Below are 26,187 nucleotides of genomic sequence, written 5' to 3'. Positions count from 1 at the left end.
GTAACGGTTCGCGGCAGGTCAGGCCGCTCGAAGTGAGTGCTCGATTTCGTCGCTGTGAGCCAGCGGGTGCGTGGTAACGACGGCCGGCACTTCGGCCGTATGCATTGCGAACGCAGAAATTGCCGCAAACATATATTGCGACTGGCTTTGCAGCTCGGTCGCCGTTTCGAGCAGCTTCTGGGCTGCGTGCGCGTCGCGCTGGGTGATTGTATCCATCTGCGTGACGGCCTGGCTGATCTGCTCGACACCGGCGGCCTGTTCGCGGCTGGCGCCCTCGATATCCCGAATCATCTGGCTGACCCGTTGCACCGAGTCGACCACCAGACCCATCGAAGTTTCCGCTTCGCTGGCGAGCTCGCTGCCGCGGGCCACAGTGGCGCTCGACACGCTGATCAGATCTTTGATCTCTTTGGCGGCCGACGCCGATCGTTGCGCGAGGCTGCGAACTTCTTGAGCGACCACGGCGAAGCCCTTGCCTTGTTCGCCGGCGCGGGCGGCTTCCACCGCGGCATTCAATGCCAGCAGATTGGTCTGGAAGGCGATGCCGTCGATGATGCCGACGATATCGCCGATGCGACGGGAGGAATCGAGAATCGAGCCCATCGTCGCATGCATGTCGCTGACGATGCGTCGACCGCGCGCCGTGAGCTCGAACGACTCGTTCGCCAGGTTGGCGGCCTGTCGTGCACCCTCGGTATTGCGTTCCACGGTCGCGGTAATCTGCTCGATCGATGCAGCGGTCTCTTCGAGGCTCGCGGCATGCTCCTGGGTGCGATTGGAGATGTCGCTGCTGGAGTTCACGACGTGAGAGACACCGCCGTGAACTTCCGTCGCGGCCTGATGATTGTCCTTGAGCACGCCATGCAGCTTCACGCGCAGTTGCTCGAATCCCTCAGCGAGCGCGTCGATGGACTGAACGGCATCGCTCGAGATGCGTGTCTGCGTGTCGCCGCTCAGCAGTTTCGATGCCGCAGCCTGCAGCTCTCGCACCGGTGTCGCCACATATCGCAATACGTAGTAAAGATTGGCGCAGACCAGGCCGATGGCTGCCAGGCTCAGCCAGCCGGTGATGCCCATGCCGGCCGTGCGCGTGCTCGTGAACAGGATGGCGGAGAGCAGCGCCATGAGCGTGCCCAGCACGAGCCAGGAGCCGCGTTCCAGCGACAGGTGCGTGACCAGCCGGCCGAGCCGGCTCATCAGCGACATGTCGCGAAGCCGACCGCGATCGATCTGAAAATTGTGAGCCCGTCCGTTGCGGATGTCGGCATACACGTGCTCGGCCCGGGCAATCTCCGCTCGTGTGGGCTTGGTGCGGACCGACATGTAGCCGGCGATGCGCCCGCCTTCTTCCACCATGGGAGTGACGTTGGCGCGAACCCAGTAGAAGCCGCCGTCCTTGCGACGATTCTTCACGATGCCGCACCAACTTTGCCCGGAGCCGATGGTGGCCCACAGATCCGCGAATGCTTCCTTGGGCATGTCGGGATGACGCACGATGTTCTGCGGTTGTCCCATGCATTCTTCGAGCGAGAACTGGCTGCTGGCGAGGAATGCCGGGTTGGCGTACGTGATCCGGCTGGAGCGGTCCGTGTGCGTGATGATGACTTCATCATCGGGCAGCACGTACTCGGTCTGGGTCACGGGTCCATTGTCTCTCATCTTTCAGTCTTCTCTGGAACTCGAATTCCCGTTGTCGGCAGCAACCAGCCAGAGTTGAGCCTGAGGTAGTCCTTAGCCGCTAGGGACGAATCCGACGTGACAGGAATTCGAAGTAGCGATCGATGCAACTGCTGATTCCCGGCATCCCGCAGCAACGGATTCATTATGGTATGCCGGAGAATCACCCGGCGGGCGTTGCTGAGATCGGGCGGCGCCGTCAGAGGAATTGCATCGAACACTCGTTGCACAGTTTCGGGGCGCCATTACAGCGCCCAGCCGCGGGCATGGCCTCGACCTGAATCAAACGCGCATTTTCACTGTCGCGCGCGAACGAACTCCAACGCGACATCCTTTTGAGCGGCCAACGATGCCGGAGTGGCTGGCGCCAGCACATCGGGCAGCAAGGTTTGCGCCGGTCCTGCGTTCACATCCGCTCGCAGCAGTCGCGCCGTCGACAGGTTGAGGAAATAGGGGAGATGCGGCACGTCGAGATGAATCTCGCTGGCATTGAAGGAAGCCGAGTTGCCGATGGGTTCGCCAACCAGCAGGCCGAGATTGTTGTCTCGTACCAGTCCCGCGAACAGGGCGGCACTCGAGAATGTGCCGCCGTCGACCAGCAGATACAAATCCACGTCCGGCTTCACGAGGCCGGCCGGCTCGGGCGGCAGTCGCTGCGCGAGCTGCGCCAGGACCAGGTTGCCGGCGAGAGTGTAGTGACGTGTGTCCGGCGCGAGCGGCTGCAGGCCGAGTTTCTCGAAGACAGGTGACATATTGGCGGGATCGAAGGCCGGTTGGGCCTGGCTCAGTTCCGGCGACACGCGAATATCCACCGAGAATGCGCTGGAGGGTGGGTGACCGAAGGCACGAAGAATGGCGAGCGCGACCGAGGAGTCGCCGCCTGGATTGCCGCGCAGATCGATTGCTACCTTACGTAGCTTCAGCTGGCGTACTTCAGCGACGAAACGTTCCAGCGTGCGGTTGAATTCTTCATTCACCTCGCATCGGTCCAGCCACAACAGGCCGGTCGACTGCTGCGGCCAGGTTTCGTAACCGATCCAGGGGCGTGGCGCAGCGGTTGCCGGATTCAATTGCAACCGCTGTCTGGCCGGCGCGCCGCCCGGCGGTTGGTAGGTGATCTCCAGCGAATCATTGCCATCGAGCAGATGCAGAGCGCGCAGGGTATCGGCTCGCGGTAGCAGGCGTACGAACTCACTCCGAGCCCAATAGCGATTCTCGTGCGGAATCACGGCGGCGGCGAGGTCGTCGAGTTCCTCGAGCGAATGTTTACCGATGGCGAGGACACGCGATCCAGCGGGGATTTTCGAGCCGCCGCGCACCAGCAGTCCATTCTCCGACCAGGTCAGGGGCAGCGGCAGCTGCGCGCACTTCACCTCGACCGTGGGCGACAGCTTCAGGCGCAGATGAGCATCTTCCGCTCCGGCGAGCACGCGATTGATCGCCAGCCCGAGCTCCGAGGCGGGTATCGACTTCGACACCGACCCTTTCAATTGCTTCAGTCCGTCGCGCACAGACGCTCGCATGCCATCGAGCGAACCGGCGTGCGCGCTGGACACGCGGTCCCCGACGAATGCGATGGCCTCGTGAGCTTCAGCCTTGCTCAGCAATCCGTCCGCGCAATCGGGCGTGGCGCCAAACGCGGCACCGTGCATACCGGCGAGTGAGACCGCGGCGGCGATACGGATGAATCGATTCTGCATGGGGTCCTCGGCTTCGTTATCGGTGTGCTTCCATTGAGATTGTGATAGTGGTATAAAAACTGACCAGTAGTCAATATTGAAGCCGATGGATATCACACCCGAACGGACCGAAGGCGTCACGCTGCTGCGCTTCAACCGGCCGCAGTGTCTGAACGCCTTTTCTCGATCCATGTATGGCGAGCTCGAAGAGTGCATCGCGCGCTTCGGCGACGACGATTCGCAGCGGGTGCTGGTCCTGACGGGGGCCGGGCGTGCCTTCAGCGCCGGTCAGGACCTCAACGACGTGGACAGCATCGATCGCAGTAACGTCCGCGAGCTGACCGAGAAGCTCGGCCAGCTGCAGCGGATCACGCGCCGGATGCAGTCGATCAACAAGCCGATCGTCGCCGCGATCAATGGGCCCGCCGTGGGCTTCGGGGCCGAGCTCACCCTGAGCTGCGATATCCGCCTGGCCGCGCCCGGGGCGTACTTCATGTTTCCGGAGCTGCAACGGGGCCTGTTCTTCACCAACGGGTCGCTCATGCTGCTGCCCAGGCTGATCGGGTTCTCGCGAGCGACTCATCTATTGCTGACCGGTGAGCGCTGGTCCGCCGAAGCAGGGCGCGAAGCAGGTCTGATCGCTCGCATCGTGCCGGACGAGGAGTTGCTGGAAGTCGCGTTGAAGTTGGCGCGGCAGCTGTCGCAGCTCGACGCGGAATCGGTGCGTTTGACACTGGCTGGATTGCGACTCGGGCAGAACGATGCGCTCGAAGCGGCGATGTCATTCGAAATACAAGCGTGCCTGCAATTGATGCGTCGGGCGGACTCAGTCTCGGGGGAATTCTGATGTTTGAACGTTTTCTGGCCGGCGCCTGCTGGCTGCTGGTGTTGCTCGTTGCGCGGCCTCTGTACGCGGACGGTCCTGGCGATGTTTCGCTCAGCGCCGAGCAGCGCGCGGCAGTTGCGTCGGCGGCTGCAGACTTCATGACGCGTTCGGGGACGGCGGCGGTCAGCATCTATGTCGATAGAGGCGGCGCGACTTCGTATGCCGCGGGCTTCGGCGTCACCGATCTCGAACACGATGTGGCTGCGCGTGCTGATTCGGTCTATGCGATCGGTTCGATCACGAAATCGTTCACGGCACATGCAGTCCTGCAGCTCGTGGCCGAGGGTAAGGTGGATCTGGATGCGCCGATTCGTCAGTACCTGACCGACTATCAGGGCCCGGGGGGCGCCGCGACGGTGCGACAGCTGCTGGTCCACACCTCCGGCATTCCCAACTATGTGAACGAAATTCCGGGCATCGCGCCACAGTTGCGGCGTTCGGAAATGCAGCGCCCGGAGGTGCGAAAGGTGTTCGAGAGCCGGCCGCTGGCGTTCGCGCCGGGTACCCAATGGAGCTATTCGAACTCGGGCTATTACCTGCTCGGCCTGCTGGTGGAGGCGGCGAGCGGCCGCGACTACTACGACTATCTGCGTGAATCGGTGCTCGCGCCGCTGGGCATCAAGCAAATCTATACGGGTGACGATCGGCAGGTGATTGCTCGTCGCGCCATCGGCTATGAGAAGCGCCCCGAAGGATTCATCCATGCCACGCCGTGGTATTACCTCGTGCCTTTCTCGGCGGGCTCGCTGCTGTCCACGGCGGAGGAAGTTGCTCACTACCGGCGTGCCACATTCAAGTCGGCTGCGATGAGTCCGAAGGTGCGGGAGCTGATGACGAGCGGCGTGCCGTTTGCCGACGGCAGTGCCAATCAATATCTGCTCGGAGCGCTGATCCGTTCCGACTTCGACGGCATGACGAAGTATGCGCATTCGGGTGAGATCTGGGGCTATTCGGCCGCGCATGCCTACTACCCGCAGCAGGACGTGACCGTGGTCATCCTCACGAACAACAAGGGACAGCCGACGGCGGTGAGCCTGGAGCGCAAGGTGGCACGCATCGTCCTCGGTCTGCCGGCCCGGCCGGTGCGCGACGAAAAGCTGACGTCGAAGGAGTTGAGTCGCTATGCCGGCGAATATCGATTCGCGCCGTATCGTATCGGCGTGGACACCGTCACGTTTCAAGCCCGCGACGGACGTTTGATGTTTGGCTACGGAGCAGCAGCGACGAATCTTCAGCCGCTGCTGCATCAGGGCGGTGGCCGGTTCCTGTTTGGCAACGACGATGAGTCGGAGTTCGTATTCGAGGACGCGCGCAACGGTGCTCACGCCAGGCGCGTCTTCATGAACTCGCTCAATAGTTCAATGCCGGCACAGCATGTGGACTCGTCGCGTCCATGACGCTCTCCCGACTGCCGACGCGTACTTTGATCGGCTACGGAATCGGCTCGCTCGGCACCGGGATCTTCTCGACCACGCCGGGCGTGCTGCTTCTGTATTTCTTGACGGACACGCTTGCCGTGCCCGCGGCGCTGGCCGGGATCGCGGTGTTCCTGCCGAAGGCGCTCGATGTGATCGCCGATCCGTTTGTCGGTCTCGTTTCCGATCGCACGCGCAGTCGCTACGGTCGCCGGCGTCCGTACTTGCTGGCAGGGGCGCTGCTGATGTTCTTTACCTATGTCTTTCTGTTCAACGTGCCCGCGTCCGTGTCGTCGTCAGGGGCGTTCTGGTACGTGGCCGGCATGTTCGCGCTGAGCTCGTTCTCTTATAGTCTGTTCTCGATTCCCTACGTTGCCATGCCGGCGGAGATGAGCGACGACCCGGCCGAGCGTGTTCGCATCGTCTCCTGGCGCATGGGCTTCGCATTGATCGGTGCAGTGATCGGCTCGGCGGTGGCGCCGCTGCTCGTGGGAAGCTTTGGTGGCGGGCGGTCCGGCTATGCCGCGATGTCGTGGATCGTCGGCGGCGCGACTGCGGTCGCGATGTTCTGGGCCTATTGTGCGACTCGCGGTTTGCGTCTGGCCGAGCCGCCCGTGGACACTACATCGATGCGTGAGCAGTTCTCATTGATCTTTCGCAATCGTCCGTTCGTGACGCTGGCGGCGTCGTATATGGTTCAGATCGTGGCCATCGCCACTCTCATCGCGTCCGCGCCGTATTTTTCCGCTCATATCATGGGTGCGGACGAGACGCTGGTGGGGCAGATGCTATTGGTGTTGATGGGAGCGGCCGTGCTCAGTCTGCCGCTGTGGAATTACCTGTCGCGTCGCTTCGGCAAGCGCGACACTTACTTCATCGCGATGTTGCTGCTGGCTTGCGGCGCGCTCGGACTGCTGACCGGCAGTGCGCAATCCGTGGTGTCGTTGCTGGCGTTTCTCGGCTTGGTTGGTGTGGGGTTCGGGGCTCAGCAGGTGCTGCCATTCGCCATGCTCACCGACGTGATTCGCTACGATACGGACACGACGGGGTTGCGTCGCGAGGGTTTTATCTGTGGCGTGTGGGTCGCCGCCGAGAAGCTCGGCCTTGCGATGGGGCCGCTGGTCGCGGGCATGATCTTGCAGATGAGTGGCTTCATCGGGGGCGTGAGCCGTGACGAGTATCCGCAGACGGCACAGGCGCTCGAAGGCATTCGTATCGCCTTCGCGATTGCGCCCGCCCTGTTGGTGCCGATGAGCCTCGCGCTATTACGCCGTTATCGTTTGAACTGAGTCGTAGCGAATGATCGAACCGCCTTTCCTGCGCCGGATCAGCGATTACGTTGCGTGGTACGCCGCGGCCACGCCGGACGCGCCGGCCATGGTGATCGATGAGCATTGCACCTCGTATCGGGAGCTGGCCCGACAGGTCGACGAACTGAGCCGGGCGCTGCTCGCAGCCGGTGTCCAGCGAGGCGATCGGGTCGCAACGCTGACCACGCCGCATCCGGAGTATCTGGTTGTATTCCTGGCGACGGCGTCGTTGGGCGCAATCTGGGTCGGCTTGAATCCGCGCTATCAGCGGCAGGAGCTGCTGTATGTATTGAGCGATAGTGAGCCGAAGATCGTGTTGACGCGGACTCGCATCGCCGGGCGCGACTATTTGCCCGAGCTGCATGCGTTACGTCGTTCTCTGCCGCAGATCGAGCATTGGATTGCGTTGGACGAGATGCCAGCGGGCGGCGAGCTGACGACGCTGCCGGTGTTTTTGAATCGAGGCAATGAGATCGCGCCCGCGCATGTGGAGCAGGCACGGACGCAGGTTGCGCCGGAGGACCCGGCGCTGATCGTCTATACCTCGGGCAGCACAGGCCAGCCCAAGGGGGCGTTACTGCCGCATCGAGGGCTGGTTCGCTGTTCTCTGGTTCAATATTCGCAATGGCACCCGGCGCCGCTGCGCACACTCAATTTTTTCCCCATCAATCACATCGGTTGTGTCGGCGATGTCAGTTGCTACACGCTGGTGGCCGGTGGCTGCATCGTATTTCTGGAGAAGTTCGATCCGGCTGCGGTGCTGGAACGGATCGAGTCGCAGCGGGTCACGTTCTGGGGCGGCGTGCCGACGACGTTTCTGCTGTCGATGGCGGATCCTGCGTTCGCGAGCACCGATCTGTCGTCGCTGCAATTCATATTCTGGAGCGGGGCGGCGGCATCGGTGGAGCTGGTCGATCGGCTGGCGGCGATGGGCGTGCGGCTGGCGACTTCCTATGGTCTGACCGAGACGGTCGGGTCCGTCACATTCACCAGTGCCGACGCCTCCCGCGAGGAGTTGGCGGAGACCATCGGTTCGGCACCGGCGGCCTATGAAGTCCGGCTGGCGGATGCAAACGGTGAGGTCACAGCGCGCGATACGCCGGGTGAAATCCAGGTGCGCGGCGATTTCATCATGTGCGGCTACTGGCGCCGCCCGGATGCGACCGCCGATGCCATCGATCGCGAGGGCTGGCTGCACACCGGCGATCTCGCGGTTCGTCGCGCCGATGGACGGTTGCGGCTGGTCGGCAGGCTCAAGGAGATCTTCAAGTCTGGCGGCTACAACATCTATCCGCGCGAGATCGAACAGGCGCTCGAGCTGCATGCGAGCGTGGCGCTCGCGGCGGTGGTGGCCGTGCCAGATCCCATCTATGGCGAAGTAGGGCACGCGTTCGTCGTCGCCACCGGCTCCGAGCCCAGCAGCGAGGAACTGCAGGCACACTGCCGGCGACTGCTGGCAAACTACAAAGTACCCAAGCGATTCACGGTCCTGCGCGATCCACCGATGCTGCCGATCGGCAAGATCGACAAGCGACGGCTGCGTGAGCTGGCGCTGGCCGAGCAGTCGATGTGATTATTTGCGCGGCAGTGGCAGATCGCCGTCGACGATCGCGGCGACAATTTTCTGTAGCGCTCGTTTCGAGGCTTCCAGGTCGACTTCACGAGGCGCGGCAGCGGCCTGCTCGGTGAGTCCATCGATCGCGGCTTGCAGGATGTCGGCCACCGGTTGGGCGGGGAACGCGGCCACTTCCTTGCGCTTCTGACCCTGCACGATCAGATCGACCACCAGACTGCGCATGCCTGCATAGCCCTTGGCGAGGAACTGGCGCCGTTCGGTCGCATTACCGAAGCTCCCTAGCGTGTCGAGGTAGGTCACGTAGTCCGCCGGACTCTGTTGCATGTAGTCGATGCAGGCCGCGGGCAATTCGAGCAGCTTTTCGCGATAGGACGTTTTGGTCTCCAGACGCTGCCGGACGAAATCCGCATAACCGCGCAGGATGTACCGCAACGCCTCGGCGCCGATCTGCGCCTTGCCTTCGAAGTGGTAGGAAACCACGCCCTTGCTGACGCTGCAGGCCGCTGCGATGTCGGAGAGCGAGGTCTGGTCGTAGCCCCGTTCCGCGAACAGTTTCAGAGCCGCCTCGAGGATCTGCTTGCGCCGGGCTTCCTCGATGAATGTCATTTGCTCACGTGCGCGGACGTTGGTTTGTTTTGCCATGAAGCGTTCGCTCCCCTGCGGATTCATCTTGCAGTTTAACGCGTCGTCACCGGTTTGGCGCGGAAAGGCAGATAACGCCCGTCGAGCCGCGCGGTCGGCTGGCCTCGGGTCAGCGCCGGCTCGCCGTTGACGAAAACGAATTGCACGCCGGTGGCGTAGGCGGCGGGATCGTCCCATGTCGAATGATCCTGCACGGCGCGCGGATCGAAGACGGCGATGTCCGCCCAGGCGCCGGCGCGCAGCACGCCCCGGTCGGTCAATTTCAGGTAGCCGGCGGGCAGGCCGCTCATTCGATGGACCGCGTCGGCAAGCGTCAACACGCCATGCTCGCGGACGTAGTAGGCGAGCACCCGCGCGAAGCTGCCCCGATAACGAGGGTGCCCGCGGCCGCCCGCGATGCCACCTTCCCGGCCATCGCTCGAAATCATCACCCACGGCTGACGTAACAACTGACGCACTTCTTCCTCGCGAATGGAGCCCATGGTGAGCCGGGCACTCGCGCCTTCGTCCTCGATGAGGCCTGCGAGCACGTCGAACTGCGTGACTGAGCGTTCGCGCGCCAGGTCGGAAATCATCCGGTTGACCAGCCTGGCATCGCGGCTGCTGACGATGCGGAATGAGTCGTAGCCCACAGCACGGACCCATGAATAGCTGTCTGCTGCCGGGTTTTCCGTGAGCTGCTTGATGTTCGCGCGTTGTGCAGGATCGCGTAACACCGAACGCCACTCCGACACGAGATCTCGCACAGCCGTGGTCCGCGCGTCATCGGCGGTCGTGACATCTGCGATCAGCGCTTGATTCTTCGCCAGTGAACTGCCGGCGGGTGGCACCAGAACCTCGATGGCGAGCCGTGCGGTGGCGCCATCGTATGGATAAACGTCGGCCGTCACGACTTCCTTGCGTGCCCGCGACTTCTCGATCATCGCAATGAGCTGAGGCGTGAGCCCGGCGTTACGCAAGCCGACGGCTTTGAGATGAGCGACGTGAGTTTCGACCCCCGCGCGCTCGCCGATCTCGAGGCACTCGCCAACCGAGGACAGCAGCTGGAAGCCCGGATCGCGGTCGTGAGAATCATAGATTCCCTGAAAGGGCGCGGCGACGCGCGCAAGCTCGATGACTTCCTGGGTCGAGGCATATTGGCCCGGCAGATACATCAAGCCGGTCGACAGGCCGATCGCGCCTTCCTGCATCGACACCCGCACTTGCTCCTGCATGCGCTGCAATTCCTCGGGTGTTGGCGCGCGGTTGGCCATGCCCATCACGTCCTTGCGGATGCCATTGTGTCCGGCGAAGAACAGATAGTTGACGCCGGTGCCATCAGCCTGCATGCGTTCGCGCAGCTGACGCATCTCGCCGAGACTGTAGCCACCATCTATGCCAAACACAGCGGTCGTGACGCCTTGCCTGATCATCGCCGGCGCAGCCCGGAACTCAGGCAATATCAAATCTTCATCCGCATGACTGTGCACGTCGATGAATCCAGGCGTCACGGTCAATCCCGTGACATCCAGGCGACGTTGAGCCGTGGCGGTGCGCAGGTCGCCGATGGCTGCTATGCGCCCGTTACTGATGGCCACGTCGGCGCGTCGTGCGGGCGCTCCCGTGCCGTCGATGATCGAGCCGCCCACCAGCAGGGTGTCGTAAGCGGGTGCTCCGACTTGCGCGACCGAGGGTGGGGCGAGAGCGAATGCGATCAGCACTAAGAACAGAGCGCTTCGCAACCGTGACGGGCGGGTCATGAGCGGGTCCTGAGTCGTTCCGTAAAAGTTTCGCTGGCATCCGCCAGGGCAGTTGGGAATACTAGGCACGCATTGGCCGTCGGTCAAATATTAGTACAGTGGTTTTTCCATGGGATTCGCCGGCAGCGGCGGGGGTTGAAATGACGAGTCTTATCGAGCGAAGCATTCGATCCGCGGTGTTGCTTGCCGCGCTGGCCTTGATGCCCGTGGTGCAAGCGGCGGATGCACCGTTGCGAGCCCGCGATCTGGGCGTTCCGTTCGAGGGAACGCCGGGCGCCTGCAACGCCATCACGGATGTCGCCGGCGTGGAAGTCGGCCACGCGACGCTGATCTCCGGCGATGGGCCGCTGCAGATGGGGCAGGGGCCGGTTCGCACCGGGGTGACGGCGATTTTCCCGAAGGGCCGGAGCCACTCGGGCTTCGTACGCGCGGGTGTGTTCGTTGCCAACGGCACCGGCGAGTTGACCGGTCGCGCCATGATCGATGAAACAGGCTTGCTCAGCGGGCCGGTCATGTTCACCGGAACCGGCAGCGTGGGCGTCGTGCGCGATTCGGTCATGAGCTGGTACCGCCGGCAACTCGGGCCCGATCCGCAGAAGCTCTTCGTTCATCTGTTGCCGACCGTCGGCGAGACCTACGACGGCTTCCTCAACGATTCATTCGGTCAGCACGTGCGTCAGAGCGATGTGTTTGCCGCGATGGACGCCGCTCGTGGTGGACGAGTCCAGGAGGGAGCCGTCGGTGGCGGCACCGGCATGATCGCGCACGATTTCAAGGGCGGCATCGGCACGTCCTCGCGCCGGCTCTCGCAGCGCGCCGGTGGCTATATGGTGGGTGCGATCGTGCAGGCGAATTACGGCAGCCGTGCGCAGCTCACGATCAGCGGCGTGCCGGTCGGGCGCGAGATTCAGGATTTGATGCCGTCGAAAGGACAGCGCAAGGACGGTTCGTTGCTCGTGGTCATTGCGACCGATGCGCCGGTGCTACCCGATCAATTGCGGCGCGTCGCGTTGCGCGCGACCCATGGAATGGCGCGTGTCGGCGGCATGTCAGGCACGACCTCGGGCGATATCTTTCTCGCGTTCTCCACCGCCGAGCCGGGCGCGCCCGCCGGCAACTTGATCACGGCGCAATACATCGATCCGTTCGCGATGAATCCCATCTTCGAAGCCGCCGTGCTCGCCACCGAAGAGGCCATCGTCAATGCCATCGTGGCCGGTCGTACCATGACCGGCATCGATGGCAATACCGTTCAAGGATTGCCCGCCGAGCGCTTACAACAGGCATTGCGCAAGTACGGACGCCTCAATCCGGTGCCGAAAATCACAGCCCCGGAGGGATGCCAGTAGACCGTCAGATCTAATTTTGACCATCGGATTAAAATCGTGATACAAGTCAAAACATCAAACGATGGTACGTGTGCGATCTGGCGGCATCGGATAACTGGGGAGCGAGCGGTGATGAACAAAACAGGCAGTGCGGCGGCGGTGGCGATTGCACTGGGTACGGCGGCGACCGGCATGGGCTGGTCGGTCGCGCAGGCTCAGCAATCGGCCGGACAGAGCACTTTGGCGCTGGAGACCGTGGTGGTCACGGCGCAGAAAAAATCGGAGAACGCGCAGGAGGTGCCCATCTCCATCAGCGTGTTCGGCGCGGATGCGCTGGAAGCCAGTGGCGTGAGCCGTCTCGATGACTTCATCGCGCAGGCTCCGAACGTCTATATCAACTTCAACGATTCGATCCGCGCCACGGCGATTTCGGTGCGTGGCATTCTTTCGGATCCCAACAGCGTCGGTATCGATCCTTCCGTGGGCGTGTACGTCGACGGGGTCTACATGGCGCGTCCGACGACGGTGAACACCGCGATGTACGACCTGGAGCGCGTCGAAGTATTGCGCGGGCCGCAGGGCACGATCTTCGGCAAGAACACCATCGGTGGTGCGCTGAGCTTCGTCAGCAAGCTGCCGACCGATCAGGCGGAATTCTCACTCGGCCTCGACTACGGCAACTTCAACGCCGCGACGGTCACGTTGATCGGCAACACACCGAAGCTCGGCGACAGCCTGGCGATTCGCGGCGCCGTGCAATACCAGCAACGCGATGGCTTGCTCGAGAACCTGGCGGGGCCGGACAACAACGACGTCAACAATATCAATGCGCGCATTGCCGCTCTGTACGATGTCAACGACACGCTGAGCATCATCTTTCGTGCCGATGCGGCACGCGACCGGACACACGACGGTGCAAACGAAATCCTCGTGCCTTCGCCGCTCTATGCCCGCGCGCCCTTCAATTCGCCTCAGGATGTGAATCCGTGGGACCGGGTCATCAACGATGCGCCCTCGGCATTTCAGGATCGCGATCTGTGGGGCATCTCGGCCGAGGCCAACTGGCGCGTGGCCGGCGGCACGTTCACTTCCATCACGGCCTATCGCGCCTTCGACTGGAACAATTTCCAGAGTTCGAACAAGTCGGCGTTCGACATCTTTGGCACCGGCATCAAGGAAGACCAGAGCCAGCTCAGCCAGGAACTGCGCTTCGCGGGCAACGCCGGCGACCGTCTCGGCTATCTGCTCGGTGTCTATTACGACCAGCAGGACATGGACGCCGAAGCGTGGGCGCGGGTTGGCAGGGACGTGTTCGCGGTATTCGGGTTGCCGCTGGGATCCAATCCAACGCCGGGCGTTGGCTACATCGACATCGGCCTCGAATCGGAAAGCTATGCGGGCTTCGGACAATTGGAGATCCGCGCCACCGATCGATTGAAGCTCATCGCCGGCCTGCGCTACACCTCCGAGGAGAAGAGCATCAATCATCAGTTGTTCGCCGATCCAACGGGCCAGTTCGTACCGAACACTCCGCGCGTCACCGACTCACGCACCGATGAAGAAGCCACCTGGCTCACCTCGGCCACCTGGTCGTTTTCCGACGATGTCCTCGGCTATGTGACTTACTCGCACGGCTTCAAATCCGGCGGCTACAACGCGTTCTCGTTCTCGCTGCTGCAAGCGGACGGATCGCTGGCGGAGTTCGATCCGGAGTACGTCGACAACTACGAAGTCGGCGTCAAGACCACGCTTTTGGACGGCCGGCTGCGCCTCAACGCCGACGTGTTCTACATGGACTATCAGGACCTGCAGGTCAATCAGCTCATCCAGAACGCGCAGGGCATCATCAACTATCAGACGTCGAACGCGGCCAAGGCGATCAGCAAGGGCGGTGAGCTGGAGATCGTGGCGCGGCTCGCGGCGGATCTCGATGTCACCTTGGGTTACGGCTACACCGACGCTTCGTACGATTCGTTCCGAGGTGCCACGCCGGCAGGTGCCGACTTCTCCGGTCACACGCTGCCGCAGTCGCCGAAACATTCGTTCAGCGCCACGACTCAGTATCTGCAGCCGCTGTCCGAGCGCTGGAATTTCCTGGGCCGGGCCGAATACACGTATCGCAGCGAGCGCTACTCGGACGCCGCCAACTCGCCGCAGATCATGGGCGACTCATACGGGCTGGTGAATCTGCGGCTCGGGGTCGAGGAAGCTTCGGGCGGTTCGTCGCTCACGCTTTGGGCTCGTAACCTGCTGGATAAGGACTACGCGATCGTGCGGGGCTTCGGCAGCAGCGCTTTTGCTCCGGGAGCGATCGGCCAGTCGGTGGGCAACGAGCGGATGTATGGAATCGAGTATCGCTACCGCTGGCGCGCGCAATGAGCTCTCGACGGGCGTGGACGCAGCAGCCCTGCGCCACGCCCGAGGGGTCACTCCCACTGCCGCGACGAATCGTCGATTGAGGTGCGATTGGTCCGCGAATCCGCATTCAAATGAAATCTCGCTCAAGGTCGCATCGGTCGACAGCATGAGCTGCTGAGCGCGCTCGATGCGACGGCGGGTGACGTAACGCTGCGGTGACATGCCCGTGCTCTGACGGAAGGCGCGGGCGAAGTGAAACGGACTCAGGCAGATGCAGCTGGCCAACTGTCGATTGCGGATGCTCTCGCTCAGGTTGGTGTCGATTTCCGCGTGAATCTTCAACAGCTGCCAGCGGGTGAGGCCGCCCCGATGGCGCGGCTCGATCGATCGAAGTTGCAGGCCTGAGGTGTGCATGTCGCGGAACGTACGCGACTGACAGCGACCTTCAAATCATGGGCTCCCGTTATTCCCACCGGCGAGGCACGCGACTACGCTTGCCTGGCGAGCATGGCGTCGATCATAGAAAAGCATAATTGAGGGCTGACCTGCGCCGCTCTAGATTTTCCGGGACACCCCTGCCGGAGAATCATCCATGGCCAATGACCCCAAGAACTCAACCGATATCGCCGATCCCGGTCGGCGCGAGCTGATCGTAGCTGCCGGCGCAATCGCCGTGGCAGCGGCGGCGCCAGCGGCGATGACGCAGACGAGCAACGACGCCTCGGCGCGCAGAAATAGCGGTTCGCTGGGCGGACGCTTACAGGGCGTGCAGCACTTCGGCTTGACCGTGCAGAACATGGATCGAGCGTTCGCGTTCTACACCGAGGTGCTCGGTGGAACCGAAGTGATGCGCGACGGCGACTTCCAGGGCGAACGTATCCACAACACGCTGCTGACCGATCAGGAAATCGTGGCGCGAGAGCGAAAGGTCAATCCACGCACCATCGGCATCCCGGACCTGAAGGGCGGCGAACAGCGCCTCGATGTGCGCTTCATTCAGTTCGACAACGTCGTGATCGAGCTTCTGCAGTACCGCGACGCCAGGCAACCGATGGGCGGTGGCGAGAGCTGGGCCGAGCCACGCGACCACATGAGTCCGGCGTATCCACGCTCCATGCACATCTGCTTCTACATTCGCGACGACGTGGACTTCAACCAGTTCATTCACGACCTCGAAGCCGAGTCGGCCCGCCGCGGCATGACCCAGGTCAAAGCGAACCGGGTGGTCACAGTGAGGACGGAGAAGGAGCGACTCGCGGCACCGAGCAGTGCCAACACCAACAGGATCACCGAAGGAAAGTCGAACGGCTGGTCGTTGATCTATTGCAAGGGACCGGAGGGCGAACAGCTCGAATTCGTGCAGGCGCTGGGGCCGGTCAAACAGACTTTCAGCAATGCATTCGAAGCGCGCCGGCGCCTGGTCGCCGAAGGAGGGATCTGATATGCGCACCGCTCTAGAGCCACTCATCCTGAGCATCGCTGCGTGCCTCGCGAGTGCATCGGCAATAGCGGCGGAAGTTGGGCCCGGCAAGGGCTATGAGCATGCCCGGCCCGGTGTGTTTTCGGTCGTGGCGGAAGTTCGCGCGAAGCCGGGTAAGGAGGACGAACTGCGCGCCGTCACGTTGCCACTGATCGAACTGGTCCGCGGCGACCCGAAGAATCTGCTGTATTTCCTTCAGGAGGATCGCACCTCGCGGGGGCACTTCGTATTCTATGAAGTCTTCGCCAACGAAGCCGACTTCGAGGCGCACAACAACATGTCTTACGTGAAGGCGTGGCTGGCGAAGCTGCCCGAGCTCGCCGACGGCGGCGTCAAAGTCGTCCGGATGGAGATCCTTTGATTCCGGTTAACCGGTAAAGGAGCAGACGGCACCGCTTTACCACAACTAACTTGGTGACGGCGCCCGGCCGGAATGAGAATGGCCTCACGGAGCAGATCGGTGAGGTTTCAGATGGCGGATCAGCGGCACGGCGGCACAGTTGTCGAACCAGTGGTGTTCATCGTCAATGGCGATGAACCCACGCGTGCGTGGATCGAGCGCACCGTCGCGTCCGCTGGATTGCATGCCATCGGTTTGAGCACGGCGTCCGGGCTGGCCGCTCGTCTCGCACCGGGGGCGGTCGCATGCGCGATTCTCGATGTGCGCCTGCAGGACGCGAGCTGCTTCGAGCTCCAGGACGAGCTGGCCCGGGAAGGCGCCGCCATCCTGTTCCTCACGCGGGAGCGCTGCATTTCTTCCTGTGTGCGGGCATTGAAAGCCGGCGCCGTCGATTTTCTGACGGTGCCCTGTGGCGCGGATCGGCTGCTGAACGCCGTGCGTTACGCTCTGCAAGAAGCTCGTTCGTCGCTGGATCGGCGGGTGCAGATTCGCGAGCTGTGCTCCAGGTACGAGCTGTTATCGGCGCGCGAGCGCGAAGTGTTCGAGCTGGTGACCGACGGCTTGCTCAACAAGCAGATCGCTCAGCGACTGGCGATCGCCGAGATCACGGTTCAGATCCACCGCAGCCGGGTCATGCGCAAGATGTCCGCCGCTTCGTTTGCCTCATTGGTGCGGATGGCGGACAGGCTGGCGGCGGTAAAAAGGAGTAAAGGGTCCTACGCCTTCTTCACGAACTCCGATTTCAACTGCATCGCGCCGATGCCGTCGATCTTGCAGTCGATGTCGTGATCGCCCTCGACCAGCCGGATGTTCTTTACCTTGGTGCCCATCTTGACCACCAGCGAGGAGCCTTTCACTTTCAGGTCCTTGATCACGGTCACGGCGTCGCCGTCGTGAAGCTCGTTGCCCACGGAGTCGCGCACGACCCGTTCCGGCTCGGCGGCCGGTGCCGCGGCGCTAACGGACCATTCGTGACTGCATTCGGGGCAGATATAAAGGTCGGCGTCCTGATAGGTCAGAGTCGAGCCGCATTGGGGGCAAGGAGGAAAGTCGGTCACTGCGTCACCTGGAGATTGGAGCCGCGATTATACGTCAGATCGCCCCGTTGCAACCCCAAGCCATAAAACCCGCTTATCGACTCCGTTAGGCGAATTGATCACGTCCCCGGGCGACATCGCGTAAAACTCCGGCCTCAACGATTGGGGGAGTGGTAGTTGGTGAATTCTGCGCCATGCACGCGTGCGTCGATCTTCGCGACCGTTGTCGTCTTGTTGTCGTCCGCTTGCTCGAAGCAGCAGGCACCAGCCATTCAATCGAGCGACGCAGGCTGGTTGACCGGCGGTCACGATGCCGCACAGACCTATCATTCCCCGCTGCGGCAGATCGACGAAGGCAATGCCGCTCGTCTCGGCTTTGCATGGAGTTACGACCTGCGGACCACGCATGGTCAGGAAGCAACGCCGGTCGTGGTCGATGGCGTGATGTATGCGAGTGCGCCTTGGGGATTCGTGCACGCGCTCGATGCGCGCACGGGTCAGCAACGCTGGGTGTTCGATCCCAAGGTCAATGACGCCATCACCAGCAAAGTTTGCTGTGGCATCGTCAGTCGTGGCCTCGCGTTCTCCGAAGGTCGTGTGTTCACGGCAGCCATCGACGGACAGTTGTCCGCGCTCGACGCCAAAGACGGCAAAGCGTTGTGGCGTGTCGATACCATCGTCGATCACGAGCGCGGTTACACCGTTACCGGTTCGCCCTACGTCGCGGGCGATGTGGTGGTCATCGGCAACTCCGGCGGTGAGTTGGATGCGCGCGGCTACGTCAGCGCCTATCGAGTCGATTCCGGCGAGCTGGCCTGGCGCTTCTTTACGGTGCCGGGCAGCGCGACCGGTCCGTTCGAACATTCCGAGCTGGAGCAGGCCGCGAAGACCTGGGATCCGGATTCGCGTTGGGAGGTCGGGCTCGGCGGCACCGTGTGGGATGGCATGGCCTACGATGCCAGACTCGATCTCTTATATGTAGGCGTCGGCAACTCCGCGTTGTATCCGCGCAAGCTGCGCAGCCCGAAGGGCGGCGACAATCTCTATGTTTCCTCGATTCTCGCCATCCATCCCAAGACCGGACGGCTCGCGTGGCACTACCAGACCACGCCGGGCGATCAGTGGGACTACACGGCCACGCAGAAGATGATCCTGGCCGATCTGAAGATCGGCGCTCGGACCCGTCAGGTCTTGATGCAGGCACCGAAGAACGGTTTCTTTTATGTGCTCGATCGCGCGACCGGCGAGCTGCTGTCGGCGCAGCCGTATGTGCCGGTCAGCTGGGCGTCCGGTGTCGATCAGAAAACCGGGCGGCCGGTCGAAACGGGGCAGGGCGATTACAGCAACGGGCCGAAGCTGGTGTTTCCTTCGCCCGCCGGCGGACACAACTGGCAGCCGATGGCATTCAATCCTGATACGGGGTTGGTTTATATCCCTGTGTTGGAAGCGAGTGCAGTCTATTGGATTCCCGATGCGCCTTACGTGTACCAAAAAGGCGGCATCAACACCGGCGCGATCTACGCATTCCCCGCGCAGCACGCAGGGGATTGGGGTCTGGAGTCCGCGCACACGAAACATCTGCCGCCGCTGTCCGAGCTTGGCAAAGGTCAGCCCGACACGACGATCCGCGGATTCCTGCGTGCGTGGGATCCCGTAGCAAACAAAGTTGCGTGGCAAGTCGACACGTCCGATCAATGGACCGGTCAGATGAATGCGATCTGGAATGGCGGCGGCGTGATGACCACGGCGGGCAACCTGGTGTTCCAGGGGCGCTCCACCGGCGTGCTCCATGTTTATCGTGCGACCGACGGTCGTGCGCTCGGGGCCATCGACGTCGGCACGAGCATCATGGCCGCGCCGATGACCTACGAGCTCGATGGCGTGCAGTACGTCGCTGTGATGGCGGGCTTCGGTGGCGCATTGGGCGGAGTGCATCCGGCGGGCACGGCGGCGGAACGATACGGCAACGCCGGCCGCATCGTTGCATTCAAACTCGATGGCGGCGTCGTGCCCAAGCCGGCGGAGTTGCGTCGGGAAACTTCGGTGCCGCGTCCGGCGGTCGAGCGTTTCGGCTCGGCAGCGGATATCGAAGCAGGCAACGCATTGATGAAACGTCACTGCGCGCGGTGCCATGCCAACGAAGGGCCGGGGGCGATTCCCGATCTGCGCTGGATGAGCGCCGAGACTCACCAGCAGTTCGAAGACATCGTCTTGAAAGGCGTGCGTGCCGCGAAAGGCATGGGCTCGTTTCAGGGATTGATCACGTCCGCCGAAGCACAGCAGATTCGGGCGGCCGTCGTCGATTCGGCGTGGCGCGCGTACCAGGCGACACCGGTTACTCCATAGATTGTGCAGAAATAGACTGGGGGACTTTGACCACTCGCGGGTCGTAACCACTGCGGAAGCCATGAGAGCATAACGACGCGAGACTCCAAGGAGGGGGCATGAAAGCGACCAATCGATTGGTCCGGCTGGCGATTTTGCAGGCGTTGGCCTGCGCATCGGGACTGTTGCTGACCACGCCAGGCAGAGCGAACGCCGATCCCGCGCAATTCGATATCGACGCCCAGCCTCTGCCTGAGGCCCTCAAGAGTTTCGCCGCGCAGGCGAAGATGCAATTGCTCTACCGCTACGATGCCGTCAGAAGCGCGACGGCCAATCCCGTGACGGGACAGCTCGAGAAGCACGCCGCTCTGGAGCAGATGTTACGAGGCACGGGGCTGATTGCGATCTACAGCGGCACCGATACCGCGACCATTCGTCCGGTTGCCACCGAGAAAAAGCGTGCCGATGCCACGAGCAGCGACGCGCCCAGCGCAGCCCCGCCTTCAACTTCATCGGCGGTGCCTGGCAGCCATTCAGGCTACATCCGGCTTGCTCAGGCGCAAACGGTGCCGCCGCGTGAGCCGCAGGAGCCAGTGGAGACCGGCGAAACCATTCAGGAAGTGGTCGTGACCGGACTGCGTCAGTCGCTGGTCAACTCGATGACCATCAAGCGCGACTCCTTGGGGATCGTCGACGCCATTTCGCCCGAGGATATCGGCAAGCTCCCGGATACCAACCTGGCCGAGTCGTTACAACGAATCACCGGCGTGTCGATCGATCGCTCCGGCGGCGAGGGCGCGTTTGTGACGGTGCGCGGCTTCGGACCGGAATTCAACAACGTCTTGCTGAATGGACGCCAGATCGCCACGCCGACCGATCCGGCGCAGGCCAGCGGCCGGGCGTTTTCGTTCGACACCCTGGCCTCCGAGCTCATTTCGGGTGTCGAGGTGTTCAAGTCGTCGGTGGCGCAGTTGCAGTCCGGCGGCGTGGGCTCGGCCATCAATATCAGAACGGCACGGCCGTTCGATTATCAGGGGTTCAAGCTGTCCGCGTCCGGAGATATCAACTACGAGGACAACTCGGATGAGTCCTCGCCCGACGCTTCGTTCCTGATCAGCAATCGTTTTGCCGACGATCGGTTCGGTATTCTGTTGTCGGGCAGCTATCAGCGCCGCAAGGACCGGCTGAATCAAGCGCAGACCGATGGCTGGATCGTGAACGGCGGCACGCCGGCCTCTCAGATCAATGGCGGGGCCGGCGTCGGGATCACAGGGTCGAATCCGCAAGGGAATCTGTTCGTCCCGCAAAACTTCGATACCAAGGTGACCTTCGAGGATCGCAAGCGCATCGGCGGTACTCTGGTACTGCAATACAAGCCCAATGACGATCTGACCATCACCGCGGACACGCTCTATTCGCGCTTCACCAACACCACCGACGCACGTTCGTTCGGTCATTGGTTCACGCCGTCCAACCTGACCAACGTCGTGACCGACGCCAATGGCACGGCGATCGATCTGACTCAAGGCGTCGGCATGGCGTCCGACTTCCATGACAAGGCGTTCGACAAAAAGACTCGTCTCAGCGCGAGCGGCCTGAATGTCGAATGGCGGCTCTCGGATCGTATGACGCTCAATCTGGATGGCAGCGTGTCGCGCGCCAAGGAAGATCCGAACGGTGGTGCGGAGAGCGAGCTTGCGCTGCTGGGGTACACCGGCCAGACGATCCGGTTTCAATCCGATGGCTCGATCCTGCCGTTCACCACCGGTTTCGTGAGGCCGACCGACGGTCCCAATGCCGGTGTGGCGGGCGGCACGCAGCCGATGTTCCAACACGTGATGCTCTATCGAGGCTACGGTGTCGATGACAAAGTGGCCCAGTTGCGTGCCGATCTGGAAGTGGCGGGCGACCGTTCGGATGAGGGGTTGACCAGTCTGCGGTTGGGCGCGTTGTTTTCCCGGGACGAGAAAGATACCGCGCTCTATTCGAATGACGGCGGCACGGGATGCACGACGTGCGGCTATAACAATCCGGCGCCGGCGAACGTTCCCATCGGGGTTTTCAATGCCGGCGGCGGCTTCCTGTCCGGCATCAGCGGGGCGAATCGTCTGACCACCCGCTGGCTGACCTTCGATGGCCAGTCGTTGTTCAACGCCATCACCCAGCAGCAACAGGCCAGCACGCCCGGCTTCACGTTCGCCCCGCCCAAGGTGAACGATTCTCTGGTGGAAGAGGATGTTTATGGGGGCTATCTGCAAGCCGTGTTCGCAGGCAGCCTGGGCGGTCGATCGTTCAGTAGTGTCGTCGGCGTGCGTGTCGAGAATACGCAGGCGGATATCAGTGGACTGGCGACCAACTTCGTGGCGCTGACCCGGCTCGCCAACGACGCCACTCAATATGGCGTTTCCACGGCGGGCACCGCGACCGTATCGAAGTCGAATCATTACACTGATGTCTTGCCCAATCTGTCGTTCAAATGGGCGCTGACGGATCAGATCACGGCGCGCTTTGCCACATCCCAGACGATGACCCGTCCCACGCTCGAGCAGCTCTCGCCGGTCACGACGCTGGTGACCTTGCGGCCGGGCAATTTCGCGGCGGCCAGCGGTACGCCCGATCTGCAGCCGTTCCGGTCCAACAATCTGGATCTGTCGTTCGAATATTATTATGGCGACGCCAATTTCATTTCCATTGGCGCGTACTACAAGGATGTGAGCAACTTCATCGTGCTGAATCAGACCACCGGCGCGGTGAACAATTCCGCCGGTACGCCGCTGCTCGATCCCGCCACCGGACAGCCGGCGCAATTCACCATCACCGCGCCCACCAACGGCGAAAGTGCGCAGGTGTACGGATTGGAAGCGGGCATCCAGCAGTCCTTCGGCGACAGCGGCTTCGGCATCCAGCTCAACGGCACGCTCGCACGCAGCGACAAGGACCTCGATCCTCAGGACCTGGCCAACAAGTTCGCGCTGACCGGGCTGTCCAACTCGGCCAACGGCGTGCTGTTCTACGACGACAAGAGCAATTTCGAAGCGCGCATGGCACTCAACTGGCGAGAAAACTTTTTGCAATATCTTTCGCCACCGCCGCTGAACGGCGCCGGCCAGGCCGTCACCCAGGTTCGTGGCCGATATCAGCTGGATGCCAGTGCGACGTATCACATCAACAAGAGCCTTGGAGTCTTCCTGGAGGGCGTCAATCTGACCAACCGGCCGGTGCTGAAGTACGCGTACTACGAGAACCAGTTCCTCTACGCGGAAGACAGCGGGCGTCGCTACAAGATCGGTGTCCGGGCTCAGTTCTGATCTATCATCGGGCATGGAACGTCCGGTGCGATCGATTTGTATCGTCGGCGGCGGAACGGCTGGATGGCTGACCGCCGCCATCATCGCGGCACGCCACGGATCGGGCGGGCTGCGGCTGACGCTGGTGGAAAGTGAAACCATCGGCATCATCGGGGTGGGCGAGGGTACCTGGCCGACGATGCGCTCGACCTTGAAAAAGGTGGGCATCTCCGAGACCGACTTCTTTCGCGAATGTAACGCGTCGTTCAAGCACGGCGCGAAGTTCGCCCGCTGGGTGACCGGCGAGCCTGCAGACTTCTACTATCATCCGCTGATGTTGCCGGAGGGCTTTCCGAGCCTCGATCTGGCTCCCTATTGGATGAGATATTCGGAAGGGCAGTTGCAGGCGCCGTCGTTCTCCAATGCAGTTTGTTTTCAGGAGGCGGTCTGCGAGCTGGGCCTCGCGCCCAAATTGATCACGACACCGGAATACGCCGGGGTCGCCAACTACGCCTATCATCTGGATGCCGGCCGGTTCGCGGGCTTCATTCGGGATCATTGCGTCAAGCAGCTCGGCGTCCAGCACATCGTGGATGACGTGACCGGGGTCATCAGAAGTGACACCGGCGACATCGATTCCGTGCAGACCCGCAAGTCAGGTCGCCTCGCCGCCGATCTCTTTGTCGACGCCTCGGGTTTCCGCTCCCTGTTGCTGGGCGAAACGATGGGCGTGCCGTTCGTGGATCGCGGCGATGTGCTGTTCATCGATCGTGCGCTGGCCGTGCAGGTGCCACATGACGATGAACAAAGCGACATCGTTCCGTACACAGTGTCGACCGCGCAGAAACATGGCTGGATCTGGGACATCGGGTTGCAGAGCCGGCGCGGCGTGGGCTACGTGTATTCGAGCAATCACACCACTGCCGATGCCGCCTTCGATGAACTGCGCGCTTACGTCGGCGACCAGCATCGCGATCTGAAACCCAGGGAGATCAAGATTGCTTGCGGACATCGTCAAACGTTCTGGAAAGGAAACTGTGTCGCGGTGGGCCTGGCAGGAGGATTCCTCGAACCCCTCGAAGCGTCGGCACTGGTGCTGATCGAGCTGTCGGCCGAGCTGATCAGCACCATGCTGCCGGCGACGCGCGAGACGATGGATATCGTCGCCCGTCGCTACAATTCGACCACCCAGTATCGCTGGGACCGGATCATCGATTTTCTGAAACTGCATTACATTCTGAGCCGTCGCACCGATTCCAGGTTCTGGATCGACAATCGCGATCCGGCCGGCATTCCGCACAGTCTGAAGGAGCAGATGGAACTGTGGCGCTATCGGGCGCCGGGCGATCAGGACTTCACCAGCAACTGCGAAATGTTTCCCGCCGCCAGCTATCAATATGTGTTGTTCGGCATGGGCTTCAGAACGGATCTGGGTCATCAGTCGCTGGATCGGGACCTCGGCGGCGCCCAACGGGCCTTCGCGCAGAACGAAACACTCAAGACGAGATGGACCCGAACGCTGCCGAAGAATCGTGCGCTGATCGACCGGATCAAAGAGCTCGGTCTGCAAAAGATCTAGCCATCGCGAGCAGGTGCAGGATGCGTCCAGTCGAGCTGTCGCGCAGCGAACATCGGGAATTGAAGATCCGCGCGGACCGGGTCGAAGCCGACGCTGCCCGTCAACATCTGATTCCCATCGTCGTGAGCGAATTTCGCAAGGCCGCGACTCAGTATCCGATCGTGTTTGCGAAACATCCTGACACCGGGCGGTTCGCGCCCTATGTCCTGAGCGGTCTGGACGTTCAGGAGAATCTGTTCTGGACGGGAACCGGGCTCGACGTGGCCTACGTGCCGCTGAACGTGCGGCGGCAGCCGTTCTACGTGGGCAGCGAAAACGTTCTGTGCATCGATCTCGATCACGCCGCTGTGGACGGCGCAGGGACCAGAACCCTCGTGAATGCCGATGGCAGCGACTCGGCCTATCTCAAGGAAATATTGGCCGTCCTGGGTGAACTGGTCACAGGAAGAACCGCGACCGAGCAATTCATCGCGGCCGTGCTGTCCCTCGATCTGCTGGCGCCCATCGTGCTCGACATCGTGCTGGACGATGGCACGCCGCTGCAGGTTCAAGGTCTCTACGGTCTCGACGAGGAAAGATTCAGGCAGCTCGCGACGGCGGAAGTCACCCGCCTGTGGCAGGCGGGGCAGCTCGACCTGATTTATGCAGTGATGGTCGCGAGTGGCCAGATATTCAATCTGATTCGACTCAAGAACCAGCGCATCGCTCTCAGTCGCGCCTGGCAGGCAAGCGCAAGCTGAGTGGTTGCGTTCAACGACAACGCGGCAGTCGAGCTGGTTCGCATCGGCCGCAGCGGCATCAAAGTGAGTTCGATAGATGATGTTCTGTGCGACCCTGAAGGCGTGGCCGCCGTGGGCCTGGCTCAGTCTTACAGTCAGGACCCTGGCAATCTCTACCCCGGCGTGCGGGCCGCCGTGCCCGAGAACTTCTCAACTTCGTTTCGCGCCTGGCTCACACCGATCCTTCAGCGCAACGGCATGCTGGAGGACGATCGAGTCATCTCCAGCGATACCAGTTTCTTTTCTGTAGTGACCACGGCGAGCCGGGATCTGCGGCCCATCCAGTGCATTCCTCACTATGATTCCACCGACCCGACTCTGTTCGCGGCCGTGATCTATCTATGCGGTCCGAGGTTTTCCGGAACCGCGTTCTACAGACATCGCAGGACCGGCTACGAAGAGATAACCAGGGACAACGTCACCAATTATCAGCTCGCGATGAACGGTGACATGCGGATCCATGGACCGCCGCCTCGAGGCTATATCAATGGCGACAGCTCGTTGTTCGAGAGGATCTTTGCGAGTGAGCTGAAGTTCAACCGCGCGATCGTCTATCCCGCCAGGGTGCTGCATGCGGCAAGGATCGAACCGCAGTTCCAGCCTCCGCAAGATCGGAGCGAGTGGCGCCTGACCATCACGGCCTTGCTGGAGTCATTGCGGATGCCGCCGGGCTGAGTCGTTTCTCCTCTC

19 protein-coding genes and 1 pseudogene are annotated in these 26,187 nt (G+C 62.2%); 14 read left to right on the top strand and 6 right to left on the bottom strand.

Annotated features, from left to right (window positions below):
• Positions 1 to 18: 18 nt before the first annotated feature.
• Both EKO19_RS00570 and EKO19_RS00565 read right to left on the bottom strand, forming a co-directional pair.
• Positions 19 to 1,659: a methyl-accepting chemotaxis protein gene (locus EKO19_RS00570; protein WP_129774471.1), complete on the bottom strand. Its 1,641-nt coding sequence runs from the start codon at positions 1,657 to 1,659 to the stop codon at positions 19 to 21.
• Between the two features lie 314 nt (positions 1,660 to 1,973).
• Complete coding sequence (locus tag EKO19_RS00565; RefSeq protein WP_157995037.1) at positions 1,974 to 3,377, bottom strand: S41 family peptidase; 1,404 nt, start codon at positions 3,375 to 3,377, stop codon at positions 1,974 to 1,976.
• 85 nt (positions 3,378 to 3,462) lie between these two features.
• On the opposite strand from EKO19_RS00565, the gene EKO19_RS00560 reads away from it, so the two are divergent.
• The 4 genes from EKO19_RS00560 to EKO19_RS00545 are packed head-to-tail and all read left to right on the top strand — an operon-like array spanning position 3,463 to position 8,540.
• Complete coding sequence (locus tag EKO19_RS00560; RefSeq protein ID WP_129774469.1) at positions 3,463 to 4,203, top strand: enoyl-CoA hydratase/isomerase family protein; 741 nt, start codon at positions 3,463 to 3,465, stop codon at positions 4,201 to 4,203.
• Positions 4,203 to 5,639 carry a serine hydrolase domain-containing protein gene (locus tag EKO19_RS00555; RefSeq protein ID WP_129774468.1) on the top strand — a complete coding sequence of 479 codons (1,437 nt, stop codon included), beginning with the start codon at positions 4,203 to 4,205 and terminating at the stop codon, positions 5,637 to 5,639. The genes EKO19_RS00560 and EKO19_RS00555 overlap by 1 nt, the downstream gene beginning before the upstream one ends.
• Entirely contained in the window at positions 5,636 to 6,946 is a 1,311-nt protein-coding gene (locus EKO19_RS00550) for an MFS transporter (protein WP_129774467.1), read from the top strand. The genes EKO19_RS00555 and EKO19_RS00550 overlap by 4 nt, the downstream gene beginning before the upstream one ends.
• Before the next feature lie 10 nt (positions 6,947 to 6,956).
• Entirely contained in the window at positions 6,957 to 8,540 is a 1,584-nt protein-coding gene (locus EKO19_RS00545; RefSeq protein WP_129774466.1) for a class I adenylate-forming enzyme family protein, read from the top strand.
• On the opposite strand, the gene EKO19_RS00540 is transcribed toward EKO19_RS00545, so the two are convergent.
• Together EKO19_RS00540 and EKO19_RS00535 are read right to left on the bottom strand one after the other, a co-directional pair.
• On the bottom strand, positions 8,541 to 9,185 hold the full coding sequence (locus tag EKO19_RS00540) for a TetR/AcrR family transcriptional regulator (protein WP_175596911.1): 645 nt from the start codon (positions 9,183 to 9,185) through the stop codon (positions 8,541 to 8,543).
• Positions 9,186 to 9,220: 35 nt separating this feature from the next.
• Positions 9,221 to 10,924 carry an N-acyl-D-amino-acid deacylase family protein gene (locus EKO19_RS00535; RefSeq protein ID WP_129774464.1) on the bottom strand — a complete coding sequence of 568 codons (1,704 nt, stop codon included), beginning with the start codon at positions 10,922 to 10,924 and terminating at the stop codon, positions 9,221 to 9,223.
• Between the two features lie 140 nt (positions 10,925 to 11,064).
• Between EKO19_RS00535 and EKO19_RS00530 the strand changes: the two genes are divergently transcribed.
• Both EKO19_RS00530 and EKO19_RS00525 read left to right on the top strand, forming a co-directional pair.
• On the top strand, positions 11,065 to 12,273 hold the full coding sequence (locus EKO19_RS00530; protein WP_129774463.1) for a DmpA family aminopeptidase: 1,209 nt from the start codon (positions 11,065 to 11,067) through the stop codon (positions 12,271 to 12,273).
• A 111-nt stretch (positions 12,274 to 12,384) separates the two neighbouring features.
• The gene (locus EKO19_RS00525) at positions 12,385 to 14,631 is read left to right on the top strand and encodes a TonB-dependent receptor (protein ID WP_129774462.1); all 2,247 of its coding nucleotides are present in this window, start codon (positions 12,385 to 12,387) and stop codon (positions 14,629 to 14,631) included.
• 39 nt (positions 14,632 to 14,670) lie between these two features.
• Here EKO19_RS00525 and EKO19_RS39685 read toward each other — a convergent pair.
• A pseudogene (locus tag EKO19_RS39685) lies at positions 14,671 to 15,024 on the bottom strand (helix-turn-helix domain-containing protein); the annotation flags it as partial.
• 178 nt (positions 15,025 to 15,202) lie between these two features.
• Here EKO19_RS39685 and EKO19_RS00515 point away from each other — a divergent pair.
• The 3 genes from EKO19_RS00515 (at position 15,203) to EKO19_RS00505 (ending at position 17,279) form a co-directional block, all read left to right on the top strand.
• A complete protein-coding gene (locus EKO19_RS00515; protein WP_129774460.1) occupies positions 15,203 to 16,051 on the top strand; it encodes a VOC family protein in 849 nt (282 codons plus the stop codon).
• Between the two features lies 1 nt (position 16,052).
• The gene (locus tag EKO19_RS00510) at positions 16,053 to 16,451 is read left to right on the top strand and encodes a putative quinol monooxygenase (RefSeq protein WP_129774459.1); all 399 of its coding nucleotides are present in this window, start codon (positions 16,053 to 16,055) and stop codon (positions 16,449 to 16,451) included.
• A 99-nt stretch (positions 16,452 to 16,550) separates the two neighbouring features.
• On the top strand, positions 16,551 to 17,279 hold the full coding sequence (locus EKO19_RS00505; protein ID WP_175596910.1) for a response regulator transcription factor: 729 nt from the start codon (positions 16,551 to 16,553) through the stop codon (positions 17,277 to 17,279).
• Here the strand turns inward: EKO19_RS00505 and EKO19_RS00500 are convergent.
• Positions 17,207 to 17,548 carry a zinc ribbon domain-containing protein YjdM gene (locus tag EKO19_RS00500; protein ID WP_129774457.1) on the bottom strand — a complete coding sequence of 114 codons (342 nt, stop codon included), beginning with the start codon at positions 17,546 to 17,548 and terminating at the stop codon, positions 17,207 to 17,209. The two genes, EKO19_RS00505 and EKO19_RS00500, sit on opposite strands and share 73 nt — an antisense overlap.
• A 159-nt stretch (positions 17,549 to 17,707) precedes the next feature.
• On the opposite strand from EKO19_RS00500, the gene EKO19_RS00495 reads away from it, so the two are divergent.
• From EKO19_RS00495 to EKO19_RS00475, 5 genes are all read left to right on the top strand, one after another.
• Complete coding sequence (locus EKO19_RS00495) at positions 17,708 to 19,873, top strand: PQQ-dependent dehydrogenase, methanol/ethanol family (protein ID WP_217705058.1); 2,166 nt, start codon at positions 17,708 to 17,710, stop codon at positions 19,871 to 19,873.
• A gap of 98 nt (positions 19,874 to 19,971) precedes the next feature.
• Positions 19,972 to 23,160, top strand: a complete 3,189-nt coding sequence (locus EKO19_RS00490) for a TonB-dependent receptor (RefSeq protein ID WP_217705057.1) — start codon at positions 19,972 to 19,974, stop codon at positions 23,158 to 23,160.
• A 13-nt stretch (positions 23,161 to 23,173) separates the two neighbouring features.
• A complete protein-coding gene (locus tag EKO19_RS00485; RefSeq protein ID WP_129774455.1) occupies positions 23,174 to 24,718 on the top strand; it encodes a tryptophan halogenase family protein in 1,545 nt (514 codons plus the stop codon).
• Positions 24,719 to 24,738: 20 nt separating this feature from the next.
• Positions 24,739 to 25,458 (top strand): SapC family protein, encoded by a 720-nt coding sequence (locus tag EKO19_RS00480; RefSeq protein WP_157995036.1) that lies wholly within the window; start codon positions 24,739 to 24,741, stop codon positions 25,456 to 25,458.
• Entirely contained in the window at positions 25,459 to 26,172 is a 714-nt protein-coding gene (locus EKO19_RS00475) for a DUF6445 family protein (protein ID WP_129774453.1), read from the top strand. It begins immediately after the preceding gene.
• Positions 26,173 to 26,187: the final 15 nt, after the last annotated feature.

It is taken from the genome of Peristeroidobacter soli (assembly GCF_004138485.1).
Taxonomy (GTDB): Bacteria; Pseudomonadota; Gammaproteobacteria; order Steroidobacterales; family Steroidobacteraceae; genus Steroidobacter; species Steroidobacter soli.
The sequence above is the reverse complement of the archived record's forward strand: the minus strand, read 5'-3'. Positions and strand labels throughout refer to the sequence as shown.